This window comes from Ochrobactrum sp. AN78 (genome assembly GCF_029909885.1).
Taxonomy (GTDB): Bacteria; Pseudomonadota; Alphaproteobacteria; order Rhizobiales; family Rhizobiaceae; genus Brucella; species Brucella quorumnocens.
In genome coordinates this window covers 495,052-521,683 of the sequence record NZ_JASAMU010000003.1, presented here as the reverse complement: position 1 = coordinate 521,683, position 26,632 = coordinate 495,052, and the positions used below count along the sequence as shown (strand labels likewise).

Below are 26,632 nucleotides of genomic sequence, written 5' to 3'. Positions count from 1 at the left end.
AACGCGGAGAAAATTATGCGCTTTGCTGCCATGTGAGGCATTTTGTCCACAGCGCCAATGGCTGTGTTTGTTGCCGGATTGTAGGAATCGATTTGGTTTTGACACCAAATAAAGAAATGGCCCGTTTCCGGGCCATTTCTGTTGGTAGTCTAATGATGCTTGGTGCCTTCGCGCGCCAGTTCAGCGGTTGGATCTCCAGCAAGGCGCTTACGCGCCCTGTCGTCCATCAACTCATACCACATGGCGTTCAATACGGCGAAAGCTACAGCAAGCGGCAGGCCCAGAAGCCAGGAGAAATACCACATCTTGCTCTTCCTTTCTTAGTTTGAGGTAAAATTATGCTCTCATTTTAAAGTGTTAGAGCGACCTTTGTGCGCCCAAGTGGGCGCACGGTGCTCTAATAAGCGTGGTTGCTTTCGTCTTCGATCATTTCCTTATCAACCTTGCCCCACAGAACCTTATAAACCCACGAGGTATAGGCGACGATGAGTGGAAGGAAGATCAAGGTTACAACCAGCATGATGAACAAGGTCATGTGGCTCGACGATGCATCCCAGACTGTCAGGCTCGAACGGGGATCGATCGAAGATGGCAGAATGAACGGGAACATCGAGACACCGACTGAAGCGATAATGCCGAAGACGGATAGCTGTCCGGTGAGTATCGGCGCGATGTCTCGTTTGCTGCGAAACATGATGAAAAGAAGCAGCGGACCGAGAATGCCAAGGGCCGGTGCGATCAGGAGGATCGGATAGTTCATGTAATTAACGAACCATGCACCGTGATCCAGTTCAACGGCCTTGCGCAGGGGGTTCGATGGCCCCCCTGTCACCACAGCACTGGTGATTGTGTAGCCCGATACCCAGAGCCAGCTGACGATGCCTGCCACCACGTAAAGTACGGTCGTCAGCAACGCTGCAATGCTGCCAAATGAACGCGCCCTTGCCTGCACCTCGCCAGTGGTTTTCAACACCAGCCATCCCGCGCCGAGCATCGTCAGCATCGTGACGGAAAGCACACCGCAGAGAAGTGCAAACGGATTGAGCAACCCGAAGAATGTTCCGTCATAGAAGATCTGAAGATCGTCGTTGAAACGGAATGGCACGCCTTGCAAAACGTTTCCGACAGCAACGCCGAAGATCAACGAAGGCACGAAGCCACCGATGAACAACGCCCAGTCCCAGCCCGTACGCCACGCCACGCTGTCGCGTTTCGAGCGAAACTTAAAGCCAACCGGACGCAGGATCAGGGCAAACAATATAAGAAACATTGCCAGATAGAATCCTGAGAAGGATACGGCGTAAAGCGGTGGCCAAGCGGCGAAGATAGCGCCGCCGCCAAGGATCAACCACACCTGATTGCCTTCCCAAATGGGACCGATGGTATTGATGACAATACGCCGCTCGACATCCGTTCTACCGGCAAACGGCAACAAAATCCCGACGCCAAGATCGAAACCATCCATCGCAGCAAAGGCGATCAGCAATACACCGAGCAGCACCCACCAGATGATGCGGAGTGTTTCATAGTCCAACAAGTCGCTGAGTATCATGATCTTTACTCCGCTGGCGCAATGCTTACAGGTGCAAGCTTTGCTTCTGGTTTGCTGTCGGGTTCAGGCCCGGCTTTGATCGCGCGCAACATCAGGCCCATTTCGATGATAAACAGGACTGTGTAGATCGCTACAAATCCGACGATCGTCAAAAGAACCGTCGAGGCACCAAGATTGGAGACGGCAACCGCTGTTGGCAGAATACCTTCAATAATCCAAGGCTGTCGTCCGAACTCAGCGACAATCCAGCCCATTTCCGCAGCGATCCATGGCAGTGGAATGGCAAAGACTGCAACTTTGAGCAGGAATGGATGGCGATCCAGCTTGCGCCGCGCAGACAGCACGAAGAATGTGCCGGTCAACAGGATCAAGAAGAAGCCGATGCCGACCATGATGCGGAACGCCCAGAACAAGGGCAATACGCCCGGAACGGTGTCATTGGCCGCCTGCGCGATTTGCGCATCAGTTGCTTGACGCGGATCATCGACATAGCGCTTCAGAAGCAGCGCATAACCCATCCACTGGCTATTATCAGCGAATACATCCTTGACGTCCTGCGGCACAACGCTGGTATCGCCTGCAGCACGGATTTTCTGAAGCGCATCATAAGCGATGATACCCTTACGGATATGGCCCTGCGCATTTTCGACGAGCTGCTCAATGCCTTCGATTGGCGTTGTCAGCGAGCGTGTACCAATCAGACCCATGACCCAAGGAATATGCACGGCATAATGGGTTTCACGTGCTTCCTGATTTGGAAAGCCGAAGACAGTGAATGAAGCCGGAGCCGGCTCTGTTTCCCACATGGCTTCGATGGCCGCGATTTTCATCTTCTGATGTTCATTGGCGAGATAACCGCTTTCGTCGCCGAGAACGACCACTGAAAGAGAAGCCGCGAGACCAAACGACGCCGCAACAGTCATCGACCGCTTGGCGAGCTCGGTGGAGCGACCCTTCAACAGATACCAGGCAGAAACGCCGAGTACAAAAATCGAAGCCGTTACATAGCCAGCCGAAACGGTGTGCACGAATTTCGCCTGCGCCACTGGGTTCATCAGAACCGCAAAGAAGTCGGTGATCTCCATACGCATCGTTTCGGGATTGAATGCTGAACCAACCGGGTTTTGCATCCAACCGTTGGCGATCAGAATCCATAGCGCGGAGAAGTTTGACCCGGCTGCGACCGCATAGGTCGCCATGAGGTGACCGACCTTGGACAGACGATCCCAGCCAAAGAAGAACAGGCCAACGAAGGTTGCTTCAAGGAAGAAGGCCATCATGCCTTCAATAGCAAGCGGCGCTCCGAATATGTCGCCGACATAATGGCTGTAATAGCTCCAGTTCATGCCGAACTGAAACTCCATCACAACGCCGGTAGCGACGCCCATAACGAAGTTGATACCAAACAGCGTACCCCAGAATTTGGTCATCTGCCGCCAGATGAGCCTTCCGGTCATGACATAAACGGTTTCCATGATGGCAAGCAGCACGGACAGACCCAATGTCAGAGGTACGAAGAGGAAGTGATAAAGTGCCGTAATTGCAAACTGCAATCTCGACAGGGAGACAATATCGAATTCCATCTCTTTAAGCCGGCAAATCCGGCCCTCCTGATGTTACGAGCTGCTACCGATGCTGAACCGGCTCACAGCCCCCCTACTTAAAATTCACCTCAAAGATTTGAGGGCTTTGTCGAAAGAGGGTTCTCCTTTGGTCATCGAATGAACGAGCGCGCCTTGATCCAAAACAATTGCACGATCACAAATGCGTGCTTCGCGTTGAATATGCGTCGCAATCAATAAGGTACGGCCCTTGGCCTGTTCACTGAGGCGGCAAAGCACATCCTCGGCAGTTGCCTGATCGAGTCCTTCAGTGGGCTCATCAAGGAGCCATAAAGGAGCATCGGTCAGGAACAGTCGGGCCAAAGCAAGGCGTCTGGCCTGACCACCAGAGAGCCCAAGTCCCCCCTCGCCCAAAACCGTATCCATTCCCTCGGTCTGGGCGTCCATGAAGTCGCCTAAACCGGCGGCCTCTAATGCGGCGTTTAACTCCGCATCGCTTGCATCTGACTTCGCGAGCTTGAGATTGTTACGAAGACTGTCTTTGAACAGCTCAGTTCGCTGCGTCAGAAGTCGTGCTGGCAAAACCCGGACATTCCCGTCCTCGGCAGTGATCTCGCCAGCCAGCACATTGAAAAGAGTAGACTTACCAGCACCACTGGTGCCGATGATCGCCAAGCGTTCGCCTGTAAAGATGTTCAGATCAACCGTATCAAGAGCTTTCGCTACAACACCTTCATGGCGAACGGTGACATGTTCCAGGTTCACGGCATAGCCTTTTGCAGGCGCTGCCAGCGATTGGATGTTGTCCGGTGCATCAAGTGCGGGAGCGACGCGGCGCGCAGCGAGTATTGTGCGGCCGAGTTCCATTGCACCACGGCGCAGTGCTGCAAATGGCTCCATCGCGCCAAGGATAATAAGTAATCCGAGCGCCGCTACCGGGGCATTGATCAATCCAACTTGCATGAGTAACCCGACACCGATCAGTCCGCCCGCCAGTAGGCCAGCATGAAGAATGCCAAGACCGGCACCGGTCGAAATTTCAATGCGGTTGAGAACGCGGTCGCTTGATGCGATGTAGCTATCGGCCCGCATGATGCTTGCATTCTGACTGTTCATGCGCCCAGCCATTAAGAGTTCAGTCTGACCTGCGACCAGATCGACCGTCCGCGCACGCAATGCTTCAGTGCCTTTGGCGCGCTGGCGCATTGGCTTTTCAGCCCGTTTAGCCGCAATAAGTGGCAGTCCCAGTCCGATAAAAAGCAACGTCAACGCAATGATCAAACCAAAAAGCGGATACATCAGACCAAGCGCCACACCAGTGGTGATCGCTGTTGCGAGTGCTGCCCCTGCTGGCACAAGGACGCGCAGATAAAGTGAATCAAGTGCATCGATATCAGCAGTCAGCCTGAACAGAAGCCGTGCCGGTCGTTTGAGCAATGCACTGGCCGCTGCCGGGCGGGCCCAGCTGCGGAACAGCTTTTCGCGTAGCGCTGCGAGAATGGCGAGCGTCGCATCATGCGTTACAAGACGCTCCAGATAGCGCGCGCCTGTACGTAAAATTGCCAGAAGTCGAATACCGGCAGCTGGCGCAAAAACATCGAAAACTACGGCAGTTGCAACACTTAAACCGGCAATAGCAGTGGCTGTAATAAACCAACCGGAAAGCCCGAGCAGCGCGATGCCCGCGAGAACCGTTGCTGTTGCGGCTGCAATGCCCGCATAAAGCATCAACCCTTTTGTGCGGAAGAAAAGCTGCAGGATCGGGCCGAGCGATTGAAGTCCCTTCATTCTGCTGCCCTTTTCTGCCAGATTTGCCCATTGCCACTCAAATCATTGAGCCGAACCACGCGATCCATACGGCTTGCGAGCGTCTCATCATGTGTTGAAATGATGAGCGTCTTGCCCTTGGCAAGACTGATCAGAGTATCAGCGATGCGATCCGCTGTTTCATGATCAAGATGTGCCGTTGGTTCGTCAGCGAGAATGATATCGGCATCTTGATCCACAGCAATCCGCGCTAAGGCCAATCGAAGTGCTTCACCACCGGAAAGCCCGGCACCATTTTCGCCGATTACTCCGGCTCCGGTAATGCCTGCCACATGGCTCAAGGCCATCTGGTCGATGATAGAAGCGGTTTTTTCGACACAGGCATCGCGACCAAGAGTTATATTGTGTCGGGCGCTGCCTGCAAAAATATGCGGCTTCTGGCCGACCCATCGCATTCTTGTACGCAGGGTTGCAGCCGTTTCATTTTGAAGCGGAACACCGCCAATCCGGATTTCACCTTCCTGTGGTGCCGCCAATCCAGCAATCAACGCAAGCAATGTCGACTTGCCATAACCGCTCGGCGCGAGAAGTGCCACGTGCTCTCCCGATTCAATATCGAGATTAAAACCGCTGAAGACATCCTCACCAGTGGAATACCGAAAGCGGACATTCCGAAGCATCAGCGACGGCGCGTTCTCGACTTTCTCCACAGCAGCAATGCCACCAACCACAGGCATTTCGTGCATTGAAAGTTCCTCGAGTGCATCAATGGCGGCTTCGCCAGATGCCCTGTCATGCCAAACGGCGGAGAGATCGCGCAGAGGTTCAAAGAATGCGGGGGCAAGCAGGAGAATAAACAAGCCTTCAGAGAGGCTTAGCTTATTTCCCCAAGCACCAAAGCCTAAAGGTCCGAGCAGATGAAAGCCGATGTAAACCGCCACCATGGCAACGCCAAGGGCTGCGAAGAGCTCCAGAACGGCAGATGACAGGAAAGCGATACGTAAAACAATCATTGTCTTGCTGCGTAGTGTCTCGGCATTATCGCGGAGACGTGTCGCGGTCATATCGACAGCATTAAAGCTGCGAATTGTTGCAAGCCCACGCAGACGATCAAGCAGAAAACCGTTCATGTCGCCCAAAGCAATGAGTTGCTTTTCACTGGCAGCTTTTGCACGCCAGCCAATAAGCGCCATGAAAATCGGGATCAAAGGTGCTGCTATCAGCAGGATCGCTGCTGCTATCCAGGAAAACCAAAACACGACGGCAAGGATTGCCAGTGGCACGAGCATAACCCGAATGCGAACTGGTACAAAACGAGAGAGATAGGGAACAATCATCTCAGCCTGTTCAGCGAGTATGCTTGCAGCTTCACCGGAAGACGGACGGGACGTATCAAGGGGAGAGCGTTGCGATAACGCCGTTACAGCTTTTTCTCGTAGCTTGGCCAACTCACTTCTGGCTGCATCGAACGCCTTTTTCGCGCCATGTGCGTCCAGAAGGTTACGCACACAGCCTATAAGAAATAGTCCCGCAGCAAGATAATAGATTGTGGCATCAAAGCCTGTATTAGCGAGATAGCCTACGCCATAGGCGAGAAGTGCAGCCTGTGGCAGCCATAAAAGTGCTGCCACAGCTTGAAACCTTGCCCCCGTTTCTAGCAGAGACGGAACTGGACGCCGACGCGGACGACGTTTGTCGCCAGAGGTTTCGCCGTCTTGTCGTGCCGCTTCTTCCGTTCGGGGGGCAACGGGTTTCACTCTCGCTTAGGCTCCTTTTTGGCCGATGTTCTACCCCTTCCCAGAGCCACGATCCTGTCGGTCGTCTCCAGAAAGCGGGTCACCTTGGCGCCAAGCGCCAGCAGGCTGGTCAATCTGTCGGTATCGAGTTTCTTGACGTCGTCGTACCAGTTGGTTAGCCGCTCGATGAGCGCGTACATGTCCTTCATGCGGTCTTGCGCATATTGGTCGCCGGCGTCCTGCGGCTGTTCCATCAGGACTTCGCGCAGAACTGTAAGGGTCGGATCGATCTCGCGCTTCTTGCGTTCTTCGGCAAGCGTTCGCAAAATCACCCATACATCGCCCGGCGTCGTGAAAAAGTCGCGACGATCACCGGGTATGTGCTTTAACAGCACAAGATTCCAGCCCTGCAACTCGCGGATGCCCATCGAAACGTTGGAGCGCGAAACACCAAGCGCATCAACGATATCATCCGCACACAAGGGTTCAGACGATAGATAGAGCAGCGCATAAATCTGTCCAACCGTACGATTGATACCCCAGCGGCTACCCATCTCTCCGAAGTGGAGTACAAACGACTGAACAATTGGCGATAATTCCAAGTTCTCTCTCCCGTAAATTCTGAACTTTCAGAAATTACTGAAATTCAGATAATTCAAATGGCCTCAACCTTCAATCCGCATGTCTGGATGCAAGGTGCATATGGACAATTGGCCGCAGCCTTCAGCACTCCTCCAAATGCCTCAAGCCGATGCTTCCAACCATCATTTCTGGTCGGAAGATGAAGGAAGCTCTTTGCTGTCCTGCGTTTGATCACGATGAATCACCGCGCGGCTTAGCAACATGAGCGTTACCGGCGTTGTGATGACCACAAAGACGGTAATCAACACTTCATGCAGAATCGGCTTGGATTGCAAGATGGAGAAAAACATGATTGAAGCAATCAAGATTCCACCGGCGCCGAACGAAGAACCAATAGTCGGCGCATGAATGCGTTCATAAAAACTCTTAAAACGAACAAGTCCAATGCAACCGACGAGCGTCAGGAAGGCGCCGGAAACAAGAAAAAACGAAATGACGATTGCGGCCCAGACGGGCAGATCAGCAGCTCCGATCATTCGATGACCTCCCCGCGCATCAGGAATTTGGCAAGTGCAACGGTGGCTACAAAACCGAGCAATGAAATGATAAGTGCGGCTTCAAAATAGATGACGCTGCCTGTGCGCATGCCAAAAGTAAGCAGCAATAAAAGCGCGTTGAGGTAAAGGGCGTCAGTTGCCAGTACGCGATCTTGCGCACGTGGTCCGATGAGCAAGCGATAAACCACACAGCCCATGGCGGCGATGAGCATGATCTGTGCGGCGAGTAGTGACCAGAAAAGAATAACTGCGCTCATGCCGATTGCTCCTCTTTCACTATGTCTCGCGCCCCGAAGATGCGAATGAGTGGCTGTTCATAACGTTGCTTGATCGTTGTTCGCCAAGTTTTGGCATCTTCCAGATCAAGAACGTGGATCGTCAGCGCCTTACGGGCAACGTTGTAATCAACCCATGCAGTACCCGGCGTCGTTGTGATGATACAAGCAAGGATTGCCAGCCCTGTCCGGTTTTCAAGATCAAGCGGAATGACCACGAATCCCGGATGGCGCTCCTTACGCCGAGACAGGATCAGTTTCACGACTGCAATGTTCGATGTGAGGATGTCGATGCTGACGGCCCAAAACAGCCACAACATGGTCGGAATCGAGCGCAAATGATTTTTCTGTGGCTGAAGCGCTGTCATCGCGTGACAGGCAAAGAGCGCAATAATGATGCCCAGGATCAGCTGAGCGCGTGTAAACCCGTTCAGCAGAAGCCAAAACACGATCAAAGATACGAAGAGCAGCGGGAAAGGTAGAATTTTTCTCATTTTACCTCCACCGTTGCTCCGCCCACACGCGGGGCGTCCAAGACACTGTTGATGTAGTCTTTCGGATTGTGCAGCGAACGAGCTGTTGCATCCATATAACGCATGGCCGGACCTGCTGCGATGGTGAGTGCCAGGCAGACGGCCAGTAGACCGGCTATAGGCACCACTTCGCGGACCAGAACGCGCGGGACATTGCCCTCAAGCGACGCCCAGAATGTGCGAATGCCTGTGCGCGTCATCGCAATCAGCGCCGAAAGTCCAGAAAGCAGGATAAGCGCGATCAGTGCCCAACTTGCCGGGCTGACTGGCATAGCCAATGTCGGTGCGGCTCCATCGCCGTTGAAAACGGCTGCAAGGATCAGGAACTTCGCGATAAAGCCAGAGAATGGTGGCAAGCCGATCAGAAGTATAGCCACCACGGCAAAGCAGGTGCCGAGAATGGCGAGGGTTGCAGGCAGTACTACGCCAACTTCCTCTTCCTCTTCTTCTTCCTCGTCGTCGCCATAGGCTTCCATCGTGACCGCAAGAACGTTTGCCGCAGCATCCTGACCACGCTCGACAAGTTCGATCAGCAGGAAGAAAGCAGCAATCGTCAGTGTGGAGCTGACCATGTAGAAGAGTGCTGCACCTGTCATCGCGGTGTTGCCGCTGCCGATGGCGGCAAGCAATGTGCCGGAGGATACCAGAATGCTGTAGCTCGCAAGACGACCCATAGCCTGCGATGCGACCACGCCAATTAAGCCAAAGGCCAGCGTGACCATCCCGCCGTAATAGAGCCAGTCGTTACCAAACCCGTAGGATTCGCCAGCTCCAATACCGAACATGAGCGGTGAAAGACGCAAAAGAACGTAAATGCCGACCTTACTCATGATCGCGAAAATAGCCGCAATCGGAGCAGCAGCTGCCGTATAAGCAGGTACGAGCCAGAAATTGAGTGGCCACATACCGGCTTTCACGAGGAACGCAACGGCGAGAATGGCAGCGCCTGCTTCAAGGAGCATACGATCTTCTGGTGCAACCTGCGAAATCTTCTGCGCCAGATCCGCCATGTTAAGCGTACCCGTCACACCGTAAATCAGGCTGACCCCGATCAGGAATAGCGACGAAGCAACCAGATTGACCGCGATATAGTGCATGCCAGCTTTAACGCGTGCTGGACCTGAACCATGGAGCGCCAGGCCGTAAGATGCTGCAAGCATAACCTCAAAGAAAACAAAGAGATTGAACAGATCGCCTGTCAGAAACGCGCCATTAAGGCCCATGAGCAGAAGCTGGAAAATCGTATGGAAATTCGGGCTTGCCTTGTGCCAATGGGCAAGCGCAAAGCTGAGTGCTGCCAGTGCAAGCACACTGGTTAGCATCAGCATCAACGCAGCAAGCCTGTCGAGAACCAACACAATGCCGAATGGTGCGGGCCAGTTGCCGATCAAATAAACTGATGCTTCCGGTGCTTTTTCGCTCGCAACGCCGAGTAGCGTGTACGCAATGTAGATCAAGCCGATGATAGAGATCGTATTGATCGTCATTTTGAGCTTGCGCTTGCGTTCGTCGAACATCAGCAACAATGCAGCTGTTACAAGCGGCAAGAGAATGGGCGCGACGATGAGGTGTGACTTCCAATCCATCATCAATTCTCCTTGCCGTCGACATGGTCGGTGCGTGTCATTCCGCGCGATGCGAGCAACACGACAAGGAAAAGCGCAGTCATTGCAAAGCCGATAACGATCGCTGTCAGAACTAGTGCCTGAGGCACAGGATCGGTATATTGCGCGGCCTGAACATTAATGCCGGAATCAAGAACAGGAGGTGCATTGGTGCGCAAACGGCCCATCGAAAAGATGAACAGATTAACCGCATAAGAGACAAGCGCCAGACCGATGGCGACCTGAAACGTGCGTGGGCGCAGGATCAGCCAGACACCAGACGACATCAACACGCCGATTGCTATAGCGAGAACCAGTTCCATCAGTTCTCCTCCTTCGCAGCGGCAAGTTTTTCAACACGATGTTTACGGATCGACTGGTGAGCAAGCGCAATCAACATCAGAACCGTGGCGCCCACGACGAGAGCGAAGACGCCGATATCGAAGATCAATGCGCTCGCAACGGGCATTTTTCCTACATATGGAATATCTGCATACTGGAAGAACGTGGTCATGAACGGGTAACCGAATATCCATGCACCTGCACCAGTTGCCGCCGCTATCAACAAGCCGAAACCGATCCAGCGCACAGGAAGAATACGCAGGTGGTCTTCAACCCAGCGCGTACCAGCCGCAAGATACTGCAGAATGAATGCAACGGCCAAAGTGATACCGGCTGCAAAGCCGCCGCCCGGCAGATCGTGACCGCGCAGGATTAGATGAACTGCAAGCACGATGATGACCGGGAACAGCCACTGCATGATCACAGAAGGTACAGCCAGATAATCGGTGAGGGTTTCGCCCTTCTCGCGATCTTCCATAGCCTCATCATACGCATCCTGAATCTTCTGCTGTGCAGTTGAGCCAGTGCTGTCTGGTGCCGGACGGAAACGGCGCAACAATGCGAACACAGTTAGGCCAACGATGCCTAGAACCGCGATTTCACCGAAAGTATCGAAGGCGCGGAAATCAACCAGAGTGACGTTTACGACATTTTTGCCGCCGCCGCCCGAATAGGCGTTTTGCAGGAAGTAGTCGCCAATGCTGACAGGCGATGGGCGGGTCATCATCGCATAGGAGATGATAAACACACCGACACCACTGCCAATAGCCAGCGCGAAATCGCGATAACGGCGAATTCTTGGCCCGAATTTCACCGGAATTGGATCTGGATCTTCCCAGCGCTTGGGCAGCCAGCGAAGACCAAGCAGGAGCAGTACGGTCGTCACGATTTCCACCAGTAACTGCGTTACGGCAAGATCAGGCGCTGAGAGCCATACAAACGTTATACAGGTGATAAGCCCTGCCCCGCCGAGCAGGATCAAAGCTGCAAGACGGTGATATTTTGCCTGATAAGCAGCGCCAATTGCACATGCTCCGCCCAAAATCCAAAGCCCGGCAAAAATTGGATCGACAGGCTGCACGCCAAGCATACCCGCATGGATGCCATCTTCGAAAATTGGCCATGCGGCTGCAACGAGAGCAACGGCCACGACAATACGCAGCTGTGGCTGGAGACGACGCGTGCTAAAGAAATTTTCGGCCTTACGCGCCCAGTTCCATGAGACCGTGACGAGCACACGCTCGAAAATACGCTGACCCTGTAAATGACGGAAGAAGGGTGGTCCATCTTCACTGGTCGCCAGATAATTTTTCAGCGCCCAATGCAGAATAATACCGCCAATCATGGCAACGATACTCATCATCAGCGGAAGGTTAAATCCGTGCCAGACTGAAAGGCTATATTGCGGTGCTGCATCTCCAAGCACTGAAACCACAGCCGAGTGCAGGAAAGGTCCGATTGCGATATTCGGAATGATGCCGATCAACAGGCAGAGCAAGACCAAAAGCTCGATCGGGCGACGCATCCAGTGTGGCGGCTCGTGCGGTGCTTTCGGCAGGTCATGCGGTGCAGGGCCGAAGAAGGTCGAGTAGATGAAACGCACCGAATAAGCGACCGTAAATATACCTGCTAATGTGGCAATATAAGGCGTGATTGTATCCAACGACGATGCCATGTGCGTTTCGACGGCTTCGGCAAAGAACATTTCTTTGGATAGGAAGCCGTTGAGCAGCGGAACACCGGCCATGGAAGCGCTCGCAACCATTGCAAGCGTCGCGGTATAAGGCATGGCGCGAGCAAGACCACTCAGCTTGCGCATGTCACGCGTGCCAGTTTCATGGTCGATGATGCCCGCTGCCATGAACAAAGACGCCTTGAAGATGGCGTGATTGACCATGTGGAAGATCGCTGCAACAGCAGCAAGCGGACTGCCAAGGCTCAACAGGGCGGTAATAAGCCCAAGATTGCTGATGGTTGAATAAGCCAGCAAACCTTTGAGGTCCTGCTGGAATACCGCAAAAAAGCTGCCGATCAACAAGGTTGTCAGGCCGGCAAGACCCAAGATCCAGAACCATTCTTCGGTGCCCGCAAATACTGGCCACAAGCGCGCGAGCAGGAAGACGCCCGCTTTCACCATCGTTGCCGAATGAAGATAGGCGGACACAGGCGTCGGCGCTGCCATCGCATTGGGTAGCCAGAAATGGAACGGGAACTGCGCCGACTTGGTGAAAGCGGCCATAAGAATAAGAACCAGCGCGACCGTGTAGAGTGGATGCGCGCGAACGACATTTCCTGCTTCAAGAACTTTGTCGAGATCGTAGCTGCCAACAATGTGACCGAGCAAAAGCACGCCTGCAAGCAAGCAGAAGCCGCCAATACCGGTTACTGTCAAAGCCATACGCGCGCCATCGCGGGCGCTGGCATTGTGATACCAGTAGCCGATGAGCAGGAACGAGAAGATGCTGGTCAGCTCCCAGAACACGGCGAGCAGAACAATGTTGCCCGACAGGACGACGCCGAGCATCGACCCCATGAAGGACAACAGGAACGAGAAAAAACGCGGGACCGGATCTTCCGGTGACATGTAATAGCGTGCGTAAATGACAACCAACAGACCGATGCCGGTAATCAGCATGGCGAATAGCCACGCAAAACCATCCATCCGGAACGTTACATTCAAGCCGTAGTTCGGAAGCCAGTCAATTGATCCGCGAACAACACCTCCGTCCGCGACGATGGGGTAAAGGCTTGCTGTAATGATAAAGGCTACAAGCGCAATCGCTGCTGTAAACCATGCTGAACCTGTGCGATCAACACCCCTGAATAGACCTGTTATAGCGCTGCCAAGAAAGGGTAAAAGGACAAGCAAGAAAAGCATTCTGCCGTCCATCGTCATGCGCCACAGGCCTCCATTCCGTAATCAATGTTGATCCGAAGCAGGCACCGCTCATGAAAACAGCAACAGGAACGCTCCGGTAAGTTGTCGAGAGGAATCATATATTCCGATGTCTTTATTATGACCGGCTAGGGGTTATTATGGCAATAGCTTTCAATGGCTTATCGCGATATTTTGAATCATTTTAGTCTGCAAACACGCCAGAAAACAGCTTCCTTAGTGCCAGATTTCCACACAACCGCATTTTATCGGGCATATTGACGCGCAATTTTTGCAACCGAATGACAGCCTGCACCGTGTGCGTTGGCGGATTAATTAGTGATTCCTAACCTTCCAGAAGCGTCTTAGCGAGTTTCTCTGCTTGAACGCGAATATCCGGCACGGCCGTCACTTCCCAGAAGACACCTTTTGTTACCGGTCCAATCGCGAAGATTGGCCCTGACGGTTCGCCACGCGCATTCAAGACCTGCAGATCTGCTGTAACATCAAGGCCTAGATCGACAGCGTCAGGCTTTGCAAGTCCGTGCTCCATAAGACTAGTCAGCGCGAGATTGCGCGTCGTTGAAAATCGCGAACTTCCGCCACGACAATCAATGATCGTTTGAACATCAAGCTCCTCAAGTCCGACGCCCCATCGTTTGCGATAGCTAATTATGACATGATCAGCTTTGTTCTTAACAGAAGTGAGATGTGCAGCGGTGATTGTGAGCTGCCCCGATTGCTGTGCAATTTGAATGCGATCAGCGACCTCCGGGGCCATCCGGTGACGATGTACGTCCCACCATGGCCGAAGGTGTCGCAGAAAGCTCTGGCGTTGCCTCGCAGGCAGTCTGTTCCAGATGTTCTTCGTGTGAGGTCGCAATCCATCAATTACGCTGCGCCAGCTTTTACCCTCCGCCTCACATTGAACAATCATCTTACGAACAACATGCAAAAGACTAGGCAATCCATCGGCAACCAGTAGGGCATCCGCGTCGATTGGGAATGGTTCAGCCGGTGCATGGCGTGCAGGCAGCAAACCTCGCCGGGAAATCGCATGAATCTTGCCCTTGTGCCCCCTGTCTAGCAGTGAAATCACACTGTCGACCATGGACAATCCTGTGCCAAAAATCGCTACCGGATGATCGGAAGGAATGTCGAAATAGCCGTCGCTGGACCAGTATTCGGTCACATGAACGCCAGATGTCGCAATTGCGGCTTCATTGCCTGTGGCGACAATAATAGTATCTGCAGGGAAGCTTTCACCTGTAGAGTTTGTTACCTGCGGACGCAGGCCTTCAAAAGAGACGTCGGAAACATCTGAAGTTTCAATAAAAATTCGCGGCGCATCGCTCTCGATATATGGTTTGAGCAAATCATTGAGGTATAGCCGATAAAGAGCGCGTGGCGCGAAGGATTGCGGCTGCCACGCAGCTTCCGTCATAGAGTGAGAATTGTTTTGAAGCCAGTTGAGAAAATGTTCTGGCTGATCTGGAAACGCGCTCATATTGCTGGCGCGGACATTCAACAGATGATTGGGATTTTGCGTTGAATAGGCAATCCCTGCCCCTAAATCACCTGAACGCTCGAAAACACGAACCGTCGTTTCTGGGGAACGGCCAAGCAATTGTGCGGCCATGAGAACACCACTCGCACCGCCTCCGATAATAATAAATGACTTCAAACGATCGTAACCTCGTAGCGCTTAGTCGGTTATGAACTGGCGGTTCACACCGACTTTTTCTTTGACGTTCCCATATTCCGATAAATTTTGTCAGATTTCGAATAAAAACGAAAGGCAAAAGCTAAATTATCCCAAAAATCCGCATCGTTCAGTTCACAGAACTGAAACAATTAAGCGAAGAAACGCGTCATCTGTTGACAGTGTGTTTCAGAAACATGGGCTGGCTTCTTGTTCAAAAATCACAATATTTTGCATGAGATTTTCCCAAGCGCTGCAATAAGTTTACAGCACAGAATCGCCGTAAAAACAGGACACTGATGATGAGCAATAGTTATATCGCCGCCCTTAAGAAGCGTCGTACACAATACGCACTCGGCAAAAACCTTCCCCTCTCCCAGGATGCGACTGCCGAGCTGATCCGCGAAGCAATTAAGCATTCGCCATCCTCCTTCAATTCGCAAAGCTCGCGCGCTATTGTTCTTTTTGGTGCTGAGAGCGACAAACTCTGGAACATCGCCAAGGAAGAGCTCCGCAAGATCGTTCCTGCTGATGCTTTTGAGCAGACCGAAGCCAAAATCAACAGCTTTGCTGCTGGCGCAGGCACTGTGTTGTTCTTTGAAGACCAGAATGTCGTTAAGGGCCTTCAGGAGAACTTTGCACTTTATGCAGACAATTTCCCGGTTTGGTCGGAACAGGCTGGCGGCATGGCACAGCTTTCGGTTTGGTCGGCACTTGCCAATGCAGACATCGGTGCAAGCCTCCAGCATTACAATCCGCTGATCGACGCCGAAGTTGCCAAGACCTGGGATATTCCATCGTCATGGAAGCTGCGTGCGCAGATGCCATTTGGCTCGAATGAGCAGGCTTTTGGCGACAAAGCTTTTATGGATGATGGCGAACGCTTCAAGATCTTCGCATAATACATTGCCATTGATTTATGAAACGGCTGGAATTTTCCAGCCGTTTTTATTTTACGGCTAAATATCTCCCGCCATTGTGCCCCCTTTAAAAACGGAATCTAATACTTCCACGTTCAGGAGAGTCGTCACCGGAACGAGTTGGGAATTGATGAGCATGTCCGAGCAACGGACGTGATCTCCAGGGGAAAACACATGAAATTCGGAACTACATTACCTGTTATTGCTTGGCAGAATGGGACACTCACCACCAGACTGATGCGTACGTCCATTCCTGCGGCGCTGGCATTCGCTCTTTGCCTGTCAGCCTCACCAAAGGCCGTGGAAGCCGCTACGCCAGCCGACACGCTCGTCATTGCGATGAGTATCGACGATATTATTTCGCTCGATCCAGCAGAAATCTTTGAAATCACTACGTCTGAAATGCTGACCAGCACTTATGAACGACTGGTGACGACAGACACGAAAGATCCAACCAAGATCATTCCACAGATCGCCGAGAGCTGGACTTTCTCCGACGATGGCAAATCGATCACGTTCAAAATTCGCGATGGCCTAAAATTTGCCTCCGGCAACCCCATTACGGCGCATGATGCCGCCTATTCGCTCCAACGCGCAATCAAACTCGACAAGAGCCCTGCATTTATTCTGAGCCAGTTTGGCATCAATGCTGAAAACGTCGACCAAAACGTCGTTGCAACCGATGACAAGACATTCGTTTTCACGACCGGCAAGGCCTTTGCGCCAAGTTTCGTCATGAACTGTTTGACCTCCAGCGTCGCATCGATTGTCGATAGCAAACTGGTCAAGGAACATGAACAGAAGACCGAGAAGACGGACACGTATGCTTATGATACGGACTTCGGTTATGACTGGCTGAAGAATAATTACGCTGGGTCTGGGCCATTCGCTTTGAAGCAATGGCGCGCCAATGAAGTTATGCTTCTGGAGCGAAACGAGAATTATTCTGACACCAAGCCGGCCATGAAGCGCGTTATCTATCGTCACGTGAAGGAAGGCGTGTCGCAGCGTCTTCTGCTACAGGCTGGAGATATCGACATTGCGCGCAATCTCGAACCGGGTGACATTGAAGAACTTGGCAAGGATGCCAAGTTCAGCGTTATCAACGCTCCAAAGGGCCGCATTTATTACCTTAGCGCGAACCAGAATGTGCCAGAACTAGCCAAGCCTGAAGTGCGACAAGCACTGAAGTATCTGATTGATTACGATACGATTGAAGCAACCCTGATCAAAGGAATTGGCCGCAAGCATCAATCCTTCTTGCCGGTCGGCATGTTTGGTGCAGTCGATGACAAACCTTTCAAGTATGATGTTGAGAAAGCAAAGGAATTGCTTGAAAAAGCAGGGCTAAAAGATGGCTTGAGCATCACGCTTGATGTTCGTAACAACCAGCCATACGTTGGCATTGCTGAAAGCATCCAGCAAACCATGGCCAAGGCCGGGGTCAGTGTCGAAATCCTACAAGGCGATGGCAAGCTTACGACCACCAAGGTTCGTGCCCGCAAGCATCAGCTTGCATTGGGTATTTGGGGTCCAGATTATTGGGACCCGCACACCAATGCCGTCACATTCACTAACAATCCGAATAACGGTGATGAGGTAAATTTGCGGACAACAGCCTGGCAGGCTTCATGGGATATTCCAGAACTGACAGCCGAAACCATGGCAGCGGCAGAGGAACGTGATACGACCAAGCGTGAAGCCATGTATCATGATCTTCAAAAGAAATTTCAGGAAGATAGCCCGATAACGGTCATTTATCAGCAGATCGAAACGGCTGTGACGGCTTCAAACGTTCACAACTTCGATATGGTCGCCGATGCGAACTATGTTGCGACCGTAACAAAAGACTAAAAAGTAAAAGCCGAGTGGATTAGAGTACCGATCAGATTCAATAGATCGGTACTCTAACACTTTTCGGGATGTGCTCTGACCCTGTCTTTTCTCTACTGATCAAAACTGAAAGACGGCAACTGCTCGAGCGCCGACTTCAGCGCTTCAGACCAACTTTCCGAAACCGTCTGATAATAAGGGTCGCTTGCTTCAAAGCGCCTGTGTTCGCCGAGCTCGAGGCTGTCGGTCTCATAAATCTGCATATCAAGCGGCAGCCCTACCGAGAGATTTGCCTTCAATGTCGAGTCAAAAGAAACGAGCAGCAGCTTGACCGCTTCCTCGAAACTCATTGTCTCCTGATAAGCGCGCACCAAAATTGGCTTGCCGTACTTGTTCTCACCAATCTGAAAAAATGGCGTATCGACCGAGCTTTCGATGAAGTTGCCTTCGGGATAAATATAGAAGAGCCGAGGCTGTCCGCCTTTGATTTGCCCGCCCAGAATGAACGATGCGCCAAATGCGTCCGCACTCTGCCCGCCTGTTGCCGAGTTCGTAATGACTTCCTTGACCGTATCGCCAATGAGACGTGCCACCTGAAACATGGAGGGTGCGTCGAATACTGATGGGTGCCTGTCCTCTGGCGCCTTCATGCGCTCTTCAAGCAGGCTCGCAACGGCTTGTGTGGTAGCGAGATTACCCGCCGATAAAAGCACAATCACACGTTCGCCAGCTTTGTTCCAGCTACGCATCTTCGAGAATGTCGAGATATTATCGAGACCTGCATTCGTCCTTGTATCGGACATAAACACAAGGCCGCGATCAATTTTCATTCCAACGCAATAAGTCATCAGCAGTTTCCGGCATGCAATTTATAATCATAGAGCATTTCCAGCAAAAGTGCGCAGCGGTTTTGCGTAGGACAATGCGACAAAACAAACACTTAGAGCATTACTTCTCATTCAGTCATCAAGCACAATGCTCCAAACAATCACTGCCCTACATTGATGTGGACCGCAAGGCTTTCAACAGCGCCTCCAAGCCTTACCCCGGAAATTGGCGCTGCATCGCGATAATCAAGCCCCGTTGCCAGACGAACATACCGATCATTTGGGCAGACATTATTGGCAGCATCAAACCCAACCCAGCCAAGTCCATCGATATGCGCCTCTGTCCATGCATGGCTCGCGGTTTGCTCATCGATGCCTTCCATTAACAGATAGCCGGACACATAGCGGGCCGGAATTTTAAGCAATCGCGCTGCAGAGAGAAAGATATGACTGTGGTCCTGACAAACGCCCCTACCCGCCTCGAGTGCACTTTCTGCGTTGGTCGCGACGCTAGTCGTGCCAGGCATATAGGCAACTGCAGTATGAACTGAATTCATCAGTTCATGTAACAATGCAAGACGTTCCTTATCTTTCGGCAGATCACCAGAAAGTGCGCGGATGCGATCGCCGGGCATCGTCAGGTGGGTTTCGCGTTCAAACAGCCACAGAGGCGCATAGCCATACACTGGACCCAGAACGCCAACACGATCTTCCACTTCAACATTGCCGCTCGCGGTAATGATGATCTCGTTCACATTGCGGGCATGCTGGACAAGATCAGTCTTGTTGCCGAAGCCATCGATATAGGAAACTTCAGGCTCGCCGCCTTCAATCTTAAGTTCCCAGTGGTTGACCACTTGGCCGGGTAAAGTCGGCGGGCGCAGCCGCAACCGCTGAACCGCATAGGGAACCGGGTTTTCATATCGATAATGCGAAACATGCCGGATATTGAGCAACAAGCAATCACCTCAATAAAAATTATAGGTTTCCGCGATCTCGTTGCCGAGCCGGTTGTTGCGGGAAATGAAATCAGTCAGGAACTCATGTAAACCGACATCGAAAATTGCACCAATCTCCTGATTTTGCAGGGTTGCATAGATTATCTCGCCCGTCTGGTGACAAACAGCGCTATCGCCATAATCCTTGGCTAGATAGTTCAAATGTCCGTTAATGCTCTGATAGCAATAATTGAGCGATCGCGGCATACGCCCATTGAGGATCAGATAGTCCGCCACATGCGCAGGACGATAGTCACCATCATAAACCCAGCGATACGACCGATGTGCCGAGACTGATCGCAGAATCGACTCCCACTGATAATTGTCCAGCGTGGTTCCGACATAAGAAACAGCCGGCAGGAGCACATAATATTTCACATCGAGAATACGTGCCGTATTGTCTGCGCGTTCGATAAAAGTGCCGAGCCCCGCAAAATCGAAGATCTCGTTACGCAGCATCGTCCCGTGAAACGCACCGCGGATCAGTGCTGTCTCGCGTTTGATCTGATCGAGCAGCGGCGGTAAATCGGCTTCTTTCAATGGCTTACAGAGCGACTTTTTAAGGACCATCCACGCTTCATTGACGCTTTCCCATGCTTCGCGAGTTAGTGCAGTTCGCACCATACGTCCATTGGAACGTGCGTTTTCTATGCAGGACATGACGCTTGACGGATTATCCATATCCCGAAGCAGAAAGTCAGCGACGTTTGCAGCATTATAAGCGTGATATTTCGCCGAGAACGTCTGGCTTGCGCCTGCCGATACCACCACAGAAGACCACTCTTCCGGTGCATCCGATGTTTTTGTAAGCGCCATACGCAATCCCGCATCAACCAGACGCGCCATGTTTTCAGCGCGCTCGATATAGCGGAACATCCAGTAAAGCCCGTTTGCCGTACGGCCAAGAAGCATAAATTCATTCCCCTTCAACACGCTCCGGTCTTATCGCCGGTTTTGATGCGCAATTCCAAAAACTATTATCTTATACCAAAGTTCATTGAGTAAGACTCATCGGACTTTGGTTAAGCCTGTGTGGCGATTGAACATTTTCAAGGCTTAATGCGTCAGCATCTTAGCGCCTTGGTATTAGAGCGGGTCGAGTTAAGACTGAATCGTTAGAACCGCTCTTACTATTTGTTTTTGCGCCTTTCCCCACGCAAAACCGCTTCGCACTTTTGCTGGAAATGCTTTAGTCGTCGAGTACCCAAGTGTCCTTTGTGCCGCCGCCCTGACTGGAGTTCACAACGAGCGAGCCTTCCTTCAGCGCCACACGCGTCAATCCGCCGGGTGTGATGCGAATGCGGTCTGACACCAGTACGAACGGCCTAAGATCGACGTGGCGTGGAGCAAGGCCGCTTTCAGTGAAGATCGGTGTCGTTGAAAGTGCTAATGTCGGCTGCGCAATATAGTTCCGAGGACGGGCTTTCAGTTTCTCCGCAAAAGTGTCGCGTTCAGCCTTGGTCGCGGCCGGGCCGACCAGCATGCCGTAGCCCCCTGAGCCATGCACTTCCTTGACGACGAGATCGGCAAGATTATCGAGCACATAGGCCAGACTGTCAGGCTCTGAACAGCGCCAGGTCGGAACGTTTTCCAAAATAGCCTTGCGACCGGTATAAAACTCAATGATCTCGGGCATATAAGAGTAGATCGCTTTATCGTCGGCAATTCCTGTGCCCGGCGCATTGGCGATTGTGATGTTTCCAGCGCGATAGACATCCATGATGCCTGCGACGCCAAGCGTGGAATCTGGTCTGAATGTTAGTGGATCAAGATAATCATCGTCGACACGACGATAAAGCACATCGATGGCGCGATAGCCTTTCGTAGTGCGCATGGCGACACGCCCATCCACAACGCGCAGGTCACTCCCCTCTACAAGTTCCACGCCCATTTGATCCGCCAGAAAGGCGTGCTCGAAATAGGCCGAGTTGTAGATGCCAGGTGTCAACACTGCCACCGTTGGCACACCTTGCGTTCCGGGTGGTGCCACACTTGCGAGTGATTGGCGCAGCAATTGCGGATAGTTCTCGACTGGGCGAACCTTCACATTCTGAAACAACTCTGGGAACAGTTGCATCATAGTTTCGCGGTTTTCCAGCATATAGGAAACACCGGAAGGTGTTCGCGCATTGTCTTCAAGCACATAGAATTGGTTTTCAGCCGTGCGCACGATATCGACGCCGATAATGTGCGTATAGACATTTCCGGGTGGGCGAAACCCGATCATTTCCGGAAGAAATGCTTCATTATTGGTAATGAGTTCTTTTGGGATACGCCCTGCCCGGACGATTTCCTGTCGATGATAGATATCGTCCAGAAAAGCATTGAGCGCCATCACACGCTGCTCGATGCCTTGTGAAAGTCGTCGCCATTCCTGACCTGAAATAATACGCGGAATGATATCGAATGGGATCAGACGCTCCGCTGCGTCTTCATCGCCATAAACCGCAAATGTGATGCCTGTCTTGCGAAAGACGCTTTCAGCATCCTGCGTTTTCTGCAGAAGTTTGTGTTGATCCTGCTGGTCGAGCCACTGCTTGAGAAATTCGTAAGGTTGGCGGACACTCCCGCCATGATTGAGCATCTCATCGAATGGCTTCACTGAATTCCCCTTCTTTTCGCTAATATTCAGCTTCAAATCAGGGAAATGCAAGTGTGCATATCATGCAAAAGCGCAAGGCTGGGTTGCGCAATTTCGTCGCGACAGCGGTTTAACGATAGTTTCTAATCCCGCGCAACTAATATTCAGCGCTGGATTTCAGCTGGGACGATGGGCTTTGACAACTGTGGGATCGGTCTCGATGCGGCCTGCTCCAATTAAATCAAGGCAATAAGGCACAGCCGGGAAAATGGCCTGCAAGGTCATCGCGATGGATACGGGTTTGCCCGGCAGGTTGATTATAAAACTCTTTCCGCGACTGCCCGCAGTCTGACGCGAGAGTATCGCGGTTGGTGTTTGTTCAAGGCTCGCGCGGCGCATCTGCTCGCCAAAACCCGGCAACTCTTTATGTAAAACGGCAATCATTGCTTCCGGTGTTTCGTCACGTGAACTAGGACCTGTGCCACCTGTGGTCAGGATCAAATCGCATCCGATATTGTCTGAGAGATCGATCAGCGTATCACGCACAGATTCCATGCCGTCCGGAATGACGCGTTTGATGATTTCATAGGGCGTTACAATCGCGCTTTTTAGCCAGGATTCGATTGCCGGACCGCTCAAATCTTCGTATTCGCCGCGGCTTGCACGGTCAGATACTGTAACGACGCCGATTTTCACTATCGCATCCTTTTCATTTGGCTTTTGTCTTGGCTTATAGCGTTGTATCTCAGGCTTGTGAAGGTTTGCCTTCCAGGCGGAGACATCACGAAAACAGTTTAACAAACCCAGTTTAAAATGCTGTTGCTTTCCTTTGAAATTCGAGCTTCAATCAAATAATTCAGGGGGAGAACACCATGCCATTCAAAGGCAGCCAATATCACGGAACGTTCACGCCCGAGGACTTGCAGTTGATGCAAGCCGCCTATAATCGAAGCTGTGCTTTGTTGGAGCGTTGTCCAACGACGCATGAGGCCAAAAACGATCTCGCACGCGCCATTATCAGGACATTTCAATCAGGCGAGTGCGACCCAGAGAAAATTGCTGCAATCGCAGCGCGAGTAGAGCTTATGCGCAGTTGAAACCAGTTACTGAATGTAAACTATCCATATGTATGGTAGTAATGCGTTCAGATTTACTAAGGACATGCTTTTAGAACGCATCCCGAAAAGTGTGAAACGGTTTTCGGTAAGATGGGTGTTAAGACAAGTGAGTGGAGCGCCGGTCTGGTGTAATCAGATCGATAAGCGCTCTAAACTATCGTCCAGGTTATGAAATTCGGTCAATCACGACCAAACTGCGAATGAAATGATATGCCGTTTTCGAGAGATTATTATTTTAAGCGTTTCAAGCCCGCTGAACTGGAACAGTTGCAGGCGGCCTTTATAGAGACGTGTCAACGTTTAGGGCGTTGCCCGATAACCTCTCCTCAGAAAGAGGAAATGGCGCGAGAAATCATTCAGATTTATGAATGTGGTATTTCAAATCCTGAGAAAATTGCCGATCTCATGATGCAAATTGAAAGCGTGAAGCCAAAGCCCTTTGCAGAACAGGTCTTTGAGCAGGATTTTGATCGCACCGCGAAAACCGCCTGACATTTCTGCTAAAAATCTGGAAATTTATCTGACATTCAACAGGTGGAAACCTCCCTCTCTTAAGTAATATATTATATTAATAACATAACATATTGTTTTAGTTTCATAATAGTTGATCCCATCACAGTCACTCGCTCATGCGCCCTTAAGTCTTTCGTAAACTTTGGATTCAGCTTTGTGCGGTAATCTTTGGTTAGCAATTTGCTCGGGAGGAGCGTTGCGAGTTTTGGTGGATGGCATTTCTGCAACCTTTTTTGGTCTGGCTGTAGAGCGCCTGAGTTTTGTGTACGGGTATCATGCGTTTTTCAGTTGTGTCAGCAATTGCCCTTGCCTGCACCGCTCTGGCGGGTTGCACGTCAAGTTCCGGCATCGACAGTCTCATGCCGCAGCCATCTGCTGAGCTGACCAGCTCCGTGGTCCGGCCATCTGCACCTGTGATAGAAACAGCGAGGGCGTCGCAATCGATGCCCGCCGCCCCGCAGGAAGAAGTTCTTGCTTGGGCCGGTCCCGTTCCCGATGCAGGCCCTTTTAAAACCGAGCCTCCCGCTCCCTTGACGCAGCGCCCTGAACAAAGGGTGGCGGCGCCTATTTCAGTTCCCAAGCCGGAAGTTGCCGCCTATCCGCCTGTGCGTCTTGCGCCTCAGCAACGTTCGCGCGTCTATAGCCAGCGTTTTCGCGATGCGAAGCCAATCAACTTCGGGAGCGTATCGCCGCGTAGGCACGCAGTGCATGGCGTCGACGTCTCACGCTGGCAAGGTAATATTGACTGGGCTACGTTGCGCCAGAATGGCGCTAACTTCGCATATATTAAAGCAACGGACGGTGGTGATCATCTCGATCCGATGTTCCGCAAGAATTGGCGCGATGCAAAGGCAGCAGGCCTGAAGCGCGGCGCTTATCACTTCTTCTATTGGTGCCGCGTCGCAAGCCAGCAGGCCGATTGGTTTATCCGCAACGTGCCGGTCGATCCTGACGCATTGCCACCTGTTATCGACGTGGAATGGAATGGTGATTCATCCTGCAAGCGCCGCCCATCTCCGGCACAGGTACGCGAAAAGATGCAGGTCTTTATGGATGCGCTTGAGCGCCATTACGGTAAGCGACCGGTTATCTACACGGCACCAGATTTCTATGATGATAATCTCAAAGGTGCATTCATGGATTATCCGTTCTGGCTGCGTGCGGTGGCTCAGCATCCATCAAAAGTCTACCCGGGCCGTCGCTGGGTCTTCTGGCAGTATTCTGGCTCAGGCTTGTCTCAGGGCGTTAATGGTAAGATCGATTTGAACGTCTTCCATGGCAGCGAAGAGCAATGGCACAAATGGGTTGACCGCTTCGCCAGTCAATCTTGATATTTAGAAAGCTAATCCCCTCGAGGGGATTAGCTTTTTTGTTCAAGGCTTGCCGATATTTTCGAGGTCATAAGGCGTTGACTGGTACATCTCATTGATCCAGTTGCCAAAAAGCAGATGCGCGTGGCCACGCCAGCAGTTCTGTGGCTTACGGCTGACATCATCATTTGGAAAATAATTGGCAGGCGGTGGTGTTTCGGGTTGAAGCTGGATATCCCGGAAATACTCATCTGCAAGCGATGTCGTATCATATTCAACATGGTTGAACATGTGTAGCGCGCGATGCTGCGGATCTTCCAGCAAGCACAGGCCGCTTTCTGGACTGTCAACCAGAACCCTCAGGCTGCTTTCTGACGGGATGTCGTCTTTGCGTACTTCAGTCCAGCGAGAGACTGGGATTGCGAAGTCATCTGAGAAACCGCGCAAATAAGGCGAAGACGGTGCCAAATTCTGCTGGCTGTAAACACCGGAGGCTTTACCGGGCAGATCATATTTACTCATGCCGTGAAAATGATGCACAGCCGCTTGCGCAGCCCAGCAGATATTCAGCGTGCGATGAACATGCGTCTGCGTCCAGTCGAAAACGCGCTGCATCTCATCCCAATAAGTGACTTCCTCAAATGGCATGCGTTCAACTGGCGCGCCCGTAATGACAAAGCCATCAAAGCGCTCATCACGCACCTCTTCCCATGGACGGTAGAAGGAAAGCATGTGGTCGGCTGACGTGTGACGTGCAACGTGATTGGTTATACGCACGAGCGTTAGTTCGAGTTGTAGCGGGGTAGCCCCCAGCAGCCGCGCAATCTGCGTTTCCGTCGTCGCTTTATTCGGCATCAGATTAAGAAGGCCAATTTTCAACGGCCTGATATCCTGACGGATAGCATCCGCCTCACGCATGACCATAACGCCCTCGGCTTCGAGAACACTGGTTGCGGGCAGATCGTCAGGAATTTTAATAGGCATGTCGCGTCAGTCCTTCTTTATATCAGAGCAGACGCGCGTGGCTTTATCCGTATACTTGCCGGTTGGCCACATCCTTCCTTTTTTAAGGAAGTACCACCTTGCCCGGAAAGGCAGGTTGGCGTTGGGCGTCGCCCCAACTCTTGATGTGACGCTACTTCTACTCAAACTGATGCGCGCTGACAAGAGTGTTTAAACACTCGCCATTCCAACACTGCGGAATTTTATTCTGTTCACTCACGTAATGAAGGCGATCAGATCGCCCTTAAAGAGCCAAAGACGAAAAGAACTGTCTTTTCAATGCAAATGATGAGCTCCGAGTGGAAAGCATCACAATCGATACGTTCTGGGAACCAGCCGTCATTTCGCGCGTTTTTCCTTTATCCGGCGGATATGTTAAACTGGCGGAAAAGGGAGGGAAAAATGAGCAATATTATTTTCTGGATGGCGCTTGTCATTCTGCC

24 protein-coding genes and 1 riboswitch are annotated in these 26,632 nt (G+C 51.9%); of the genes, 5 read left to right on the top strand and 19 right to left on the bottom strand.

The window, feature by feature from the left end; translation table 11 throughout:
- Nucleotides 1–149: 149 nt before the first annotated feature.
- The 13 genes from cydX to QBD00_RS09130 form a co-directional block, all read right to left on the bottom strand.
- A complete protein-coding gene (gene cydX / locus QBD00_RS09190) occupies nucleotides 150–305 on the bottom strand; it encodes a cytochrome bd-I oxidase subunit CydX (RefSeq protein ID WP_151092303.1) in 156 nt (51 codons plus the stop codon).
- Between the two features lie 92 nt (nucleotides 306–397).
- A complete protein-coding gene (cydB, locus tag QBD00_RS09185; RefSeq protein ID WP_318579262.1) occupies nucleotides 398–1,552 on the bottom strand; it encodes a cytochrome d ubiquinol oxidase subunit II in 1,155 nt (384 codons plus the stop codon).
- Nucleotides 1,553–1,557: 5 nt separating this feature from the next.
- Nucleotides 1,558–3,135 carry a cytochrome ubiquinol oxidase subunit I gene (locus QBD00_RS09180; RefSeq protein ID WP_095444412.1) on the bottom strand — a complete coding sequence of 526 codons (1,578 nt, stop codon included), beginning with the start codon at nucleotides 3,133–3,135 and terminating at the stop codon, nucleotides 1,558–1,560.
- Nucleotides 3,136–3,219: 84 nt separating this feature from the next.
- The gene (gene cydC, locus QBD00_RS09175; RefSeq protein ID WP_318579261.1) at nucleotides 3,220–4,902 is read right to left on the bottom strand and encodes a thiol reductant ABC exporter subunit CydC; all 1,683 of its coding nucleotides are present in this window, start codon (nucleotides 4,900–4,902) and stop codon (nucleotides 3,220–3,222) included.
- Nucleotides 4,899–6,638 carry a thiol reductant ABC exporter subunit CydD gene (gene cydD / locus QBD00_RS09170; RefSeq protein ID WP_318579260.1) on the bottom strand — a complete coding sequence of 580 codons (1,740 nt, stop codon included), beginning with the start codon at nucleotides 6,636–6,638 and terminating at the stop codon, nucleotides 4,899–4,901. Before cydD ends, cydC begins: the two co-directional genes overlap by 4 nt.
- Nucleotides 6,635–7,219 carry a GbsR/MarR family transcriptional regulator gene (locus QBD00_RS09165; RefSeq protein ID WP_191793232.1) on the bottom strand — a complete coding sequence of 195 codons (585 nt, stop codon included), beginning with the start codon at nucleotides 7,217–7,219 and terminating at the stop codon, nucleotides 6,635–6,637. Before QBD00_RS09165 ends, cydD begins: the two co-directional genes overlap by 4 nt.
- A gap of 162 nt (nucleotides 7,220–7,381) precedes the next feature.
- Entirely contained in the window at nucleotides 7,382–7,735 is a 354-nt protein-coding gene (gene mnhG, locus QBD00_RS09160; protein WP_024897890.1) for a monovalent cation/H(+) antiporter subunit G, read from the bottom strand.
- A complete protein-coding gene (locus tag QBD00_RS09155; protein WP_024897889.1) occupies nucleotides 7,732–8,013 on the bottom strand; it encodes a K+/H+ antiporter subunit F in 282 nt (93 codons plus the stop codon). Before QBD00_RS09155 ends, mnhG begins: the two co-directional genes overlap by 4 nt.
- On the bottom strand, nucleotides 8,010–8,525 hold the full coding sequence (locus tag QBD00_RS09150; RefSeq protein WP_151092295.1) for a Na+/H+ antiporter subunit E: 516 nt from the start codon (nucleotides 8,523–8,525) through the stop codon (nucleotides 8,010–8,012). Before QBD00_RS09150 ends, QBD00_RS09155 begins: the two co-directional genes overlap by 4 nt.
- Nucleotides 8,522–10,150 carry a monovalent cation/H+ antiporter subunit D gene (locus QBD00_RS09145; RefSeq protein WP_151092383.1) on the bottom strand — a complete coding sequence of 543 codons (1,629 nt, stop codon included), beginning with the start codon at nucleotides 10,148–10,150 and terminating at the stop codon, nucleotides 8,522–8,524. The genes QBD00_RS09150 and QBD00_RS09145 overlap by 4 nt, the downstream gene beginning before the upstream one ends.
- A 2-nt stretch (nucleotides 10,151–10,152) precedes the next feature.
- Nucleotides 10,153–10,491: a Na+/H+ antiporter subunit C gene (locus QBD00_RS09140; protein ID WP_007879195.1), complete on the bottom strand. Its 339-nt coding sequence runs from the start codon at nucleotides 10,489–10,491 to the stop codon at nucleotides 10,153–10,155.
- Nucleotides 10,491–13,406: a monovalent cation/H+ antiporter subunit A gene (locus QBD00_RS09135; RefSeq protein WP_095444404.1), complete on the bottom strand. Its 2,916-nt coding sequence runs from the start codon at nucleotides 13,404–13,406 to the stop codon at nucleotides 10,491–10,493. Before QBD00_RS09135 ends, QBD00_RS09140 begins: the two co-directional genes overlap by 1 nt.
- A 325-nt stretch (nucleotides 13,407–13,731) precedes the next feature.
- Complete coding sequence (locus QBD00_RS09130) at nucleotides 13,732–15,069, bottom strand: FAD/NAD(P)-binding protein (RefSeq protein ID WP_318579259.1); 1,338 nt, start codon at nucleotides 15,067–15,069, stop codon at nucleotides 13,732–13,734.
- A 320-nt stretch (nucleotides 15,070–15,389) separates the two neighbouring features.
- On the opposite strand from QBD00_RS09130, the gene QBD00_RS09125 reads away from it, so the two are divergent.
- Both QBD00_RS09125 and QBD00_RS09120 read left to right on the top strand, forming a co-directional pair.
- Nucleotides 15,390–15,989 (top strand): nitroreductase family protein, encoded by a 600-nt coding sequence (locus QBD00_RS09125; protein ID WP_095445660.1) that lies wholly within the window; start codon nucleotides 15,390–15,392, stop codon nucleotides 15,987–15,989.
- Nucleotides 15,990–16,181: 192 nt separating this feature from the next.
- The gene (locus tag QBD00_RS09120; protein ID WP_318579258.1) at nucleotides 16,182–17,861 is read left to right on the top strand and encodes an ABC transporter substrate-binding protein; all 1,680 of its coding nucleotides are present in this window, start codon (nucleotides 16,182–16,184) and stop codon (nucleotides 17,859–17,861) included.
- A 92-nt stretch (nucleotides 17,862–17,953) separates the two neighbouring features.
- On the opposite strand, the gene QBD00_RS09115 is transcribed toward QBD00_RS09120, so the two are convergent.
- The 5 genes from QBD00_RS09115 to mog form a co-directional block, all read right to left on the bottom strand.
- A complete protein-coding gene (locus QBD00_RS09115) occupies nucleotides 17,954–18,688 on the bottom strand; it encodes a proteasome-type protease (RefSeq protein ID WP_151092285.1) in 735 nt (244 codons plus the stop codon).
- Between the two features lie 140 nt (nucleotides 18,689–18,828).
- Nucleotides 18,829–19,626 carry a transglutaminase family protein gene (locus QBD00_RS09110; RefSeq protein WP_318579257.1) on the bottom strand — a complete coding sequence of 266 codons (798 nt, stop codon included), beginning with the start codon at nucleotides 19,624–19,626 and terminating at the stop codon, nucleotides 18,829–18,831.
- Nucleotides 19,627–19,635: 9 nt separating this feature from the next.
- The gene (locus tag QBD00_RS09105) at nucleotides 19,636–20,577 is read right to left on the bottom strand and encodes an alpha-E domain-containing protein (protein ID WP_264230793.1); all 942 of its coding nucleotides are present in this window, start codon (nucleotides 20,575–20,577) and stop codon (nucleotides 19,636–19,638) included.
- A 277-nt stretch (nucleotides 20,578–20,854) separates the two neighbouring features.
- Nucleotides 20,855–22,267: a circularly permuted type 2 ATP-grasp protein gene (locus QBD00_RS09100; protein WP_264230792.1), complete on the bottom strand. Its 1,413-nt coding sequence runs from the start codon at nucleotides 22,265–22,267 to the stop codon at nucleotides 20,855–20,857.
- Between the two features lie 156 nt (nucleotides 22,268–22,423).
- Complete coding sequence (mog, locus tag QBD00_RS09095; protein WP_318579256.1) at nucleotides 22,424–22,942, bottom strand: molybdopterin adenylyltransferase; 519 nt, start codon at nucleotides 22,940–22,942, stop codon at nucleotides 22,424–22,426.
- A gap of 176 nt (nucleotides 22,943–23,118) precedes the next feature.
- Here mog and QBD00_RS09090 point away from each other — a divergent pair, with 176 nt between their 5' ends.
- From QBD00_RS09090 to QBD00_RS09080, 3 genes are all read left to right on the top strand, one after another.
- A complete protein-coding gene (locus QBD00_RS09090; RefSeq protein ID WP_151092276.1) occupies nucleotides 23,119–23,343 on the top strand; it encodes a hypothetical protein in 225 nt (74 codons plus the stop codon).
- A gap of 231 nt (nucleotides 23,344–23,574) precedes the next feature.
- Nucleotides 23,575–23,856, top strand: coding sequence for a hypothetical protein (locus QBD00_RS09085; protein WP_318579255.1), 282 nt, complete (start codon nucleotides 23,575–23,577; stop codon nucleotides 23,854–23,856).
- A 296-nt stretch (nucleotides 23,857–24,152) separates the two neighbouring features.
- Nucleotides 24,153–25,208 (top strand): GH25 family lysozyme, encoded by a 1,056-nt coding sequence (locus QBD00_RS09080; RefSeq protein WP_318579254.1) that lies wholly within the window; start codon nucleotides 24,153–24,155, stop codon nucleotides 25,206–25,208.
- 42 nt (nucleotides 25,209–25,250) lie between these two features.
- Here QBD00_RS09080 and QBD00_RS09075 read toward each other — a convergent pair whose 3' ends face one another.
- Nucleotides 25,251–26,171, bottom strand: coding sequence for a homoserine O-acetyltransferase/O-succinyltransferase family protein (locus QBD00_RS09075; protein WP_318579253.1), 921 nt, complete (start codon nucleotides 26,169–26,171; stop codon nucleotides 25,251–25,253).
- Between the two features lie 41 nt (nucleotides 26,172–26,212).
- Nucleotides 26,213–26,323: riboswitch (SAM-I-IV-variant riboswitch) on the bottom strand.
- Nucleotides 26,324–26,632 lie beyond the last annotated feature (309 nt).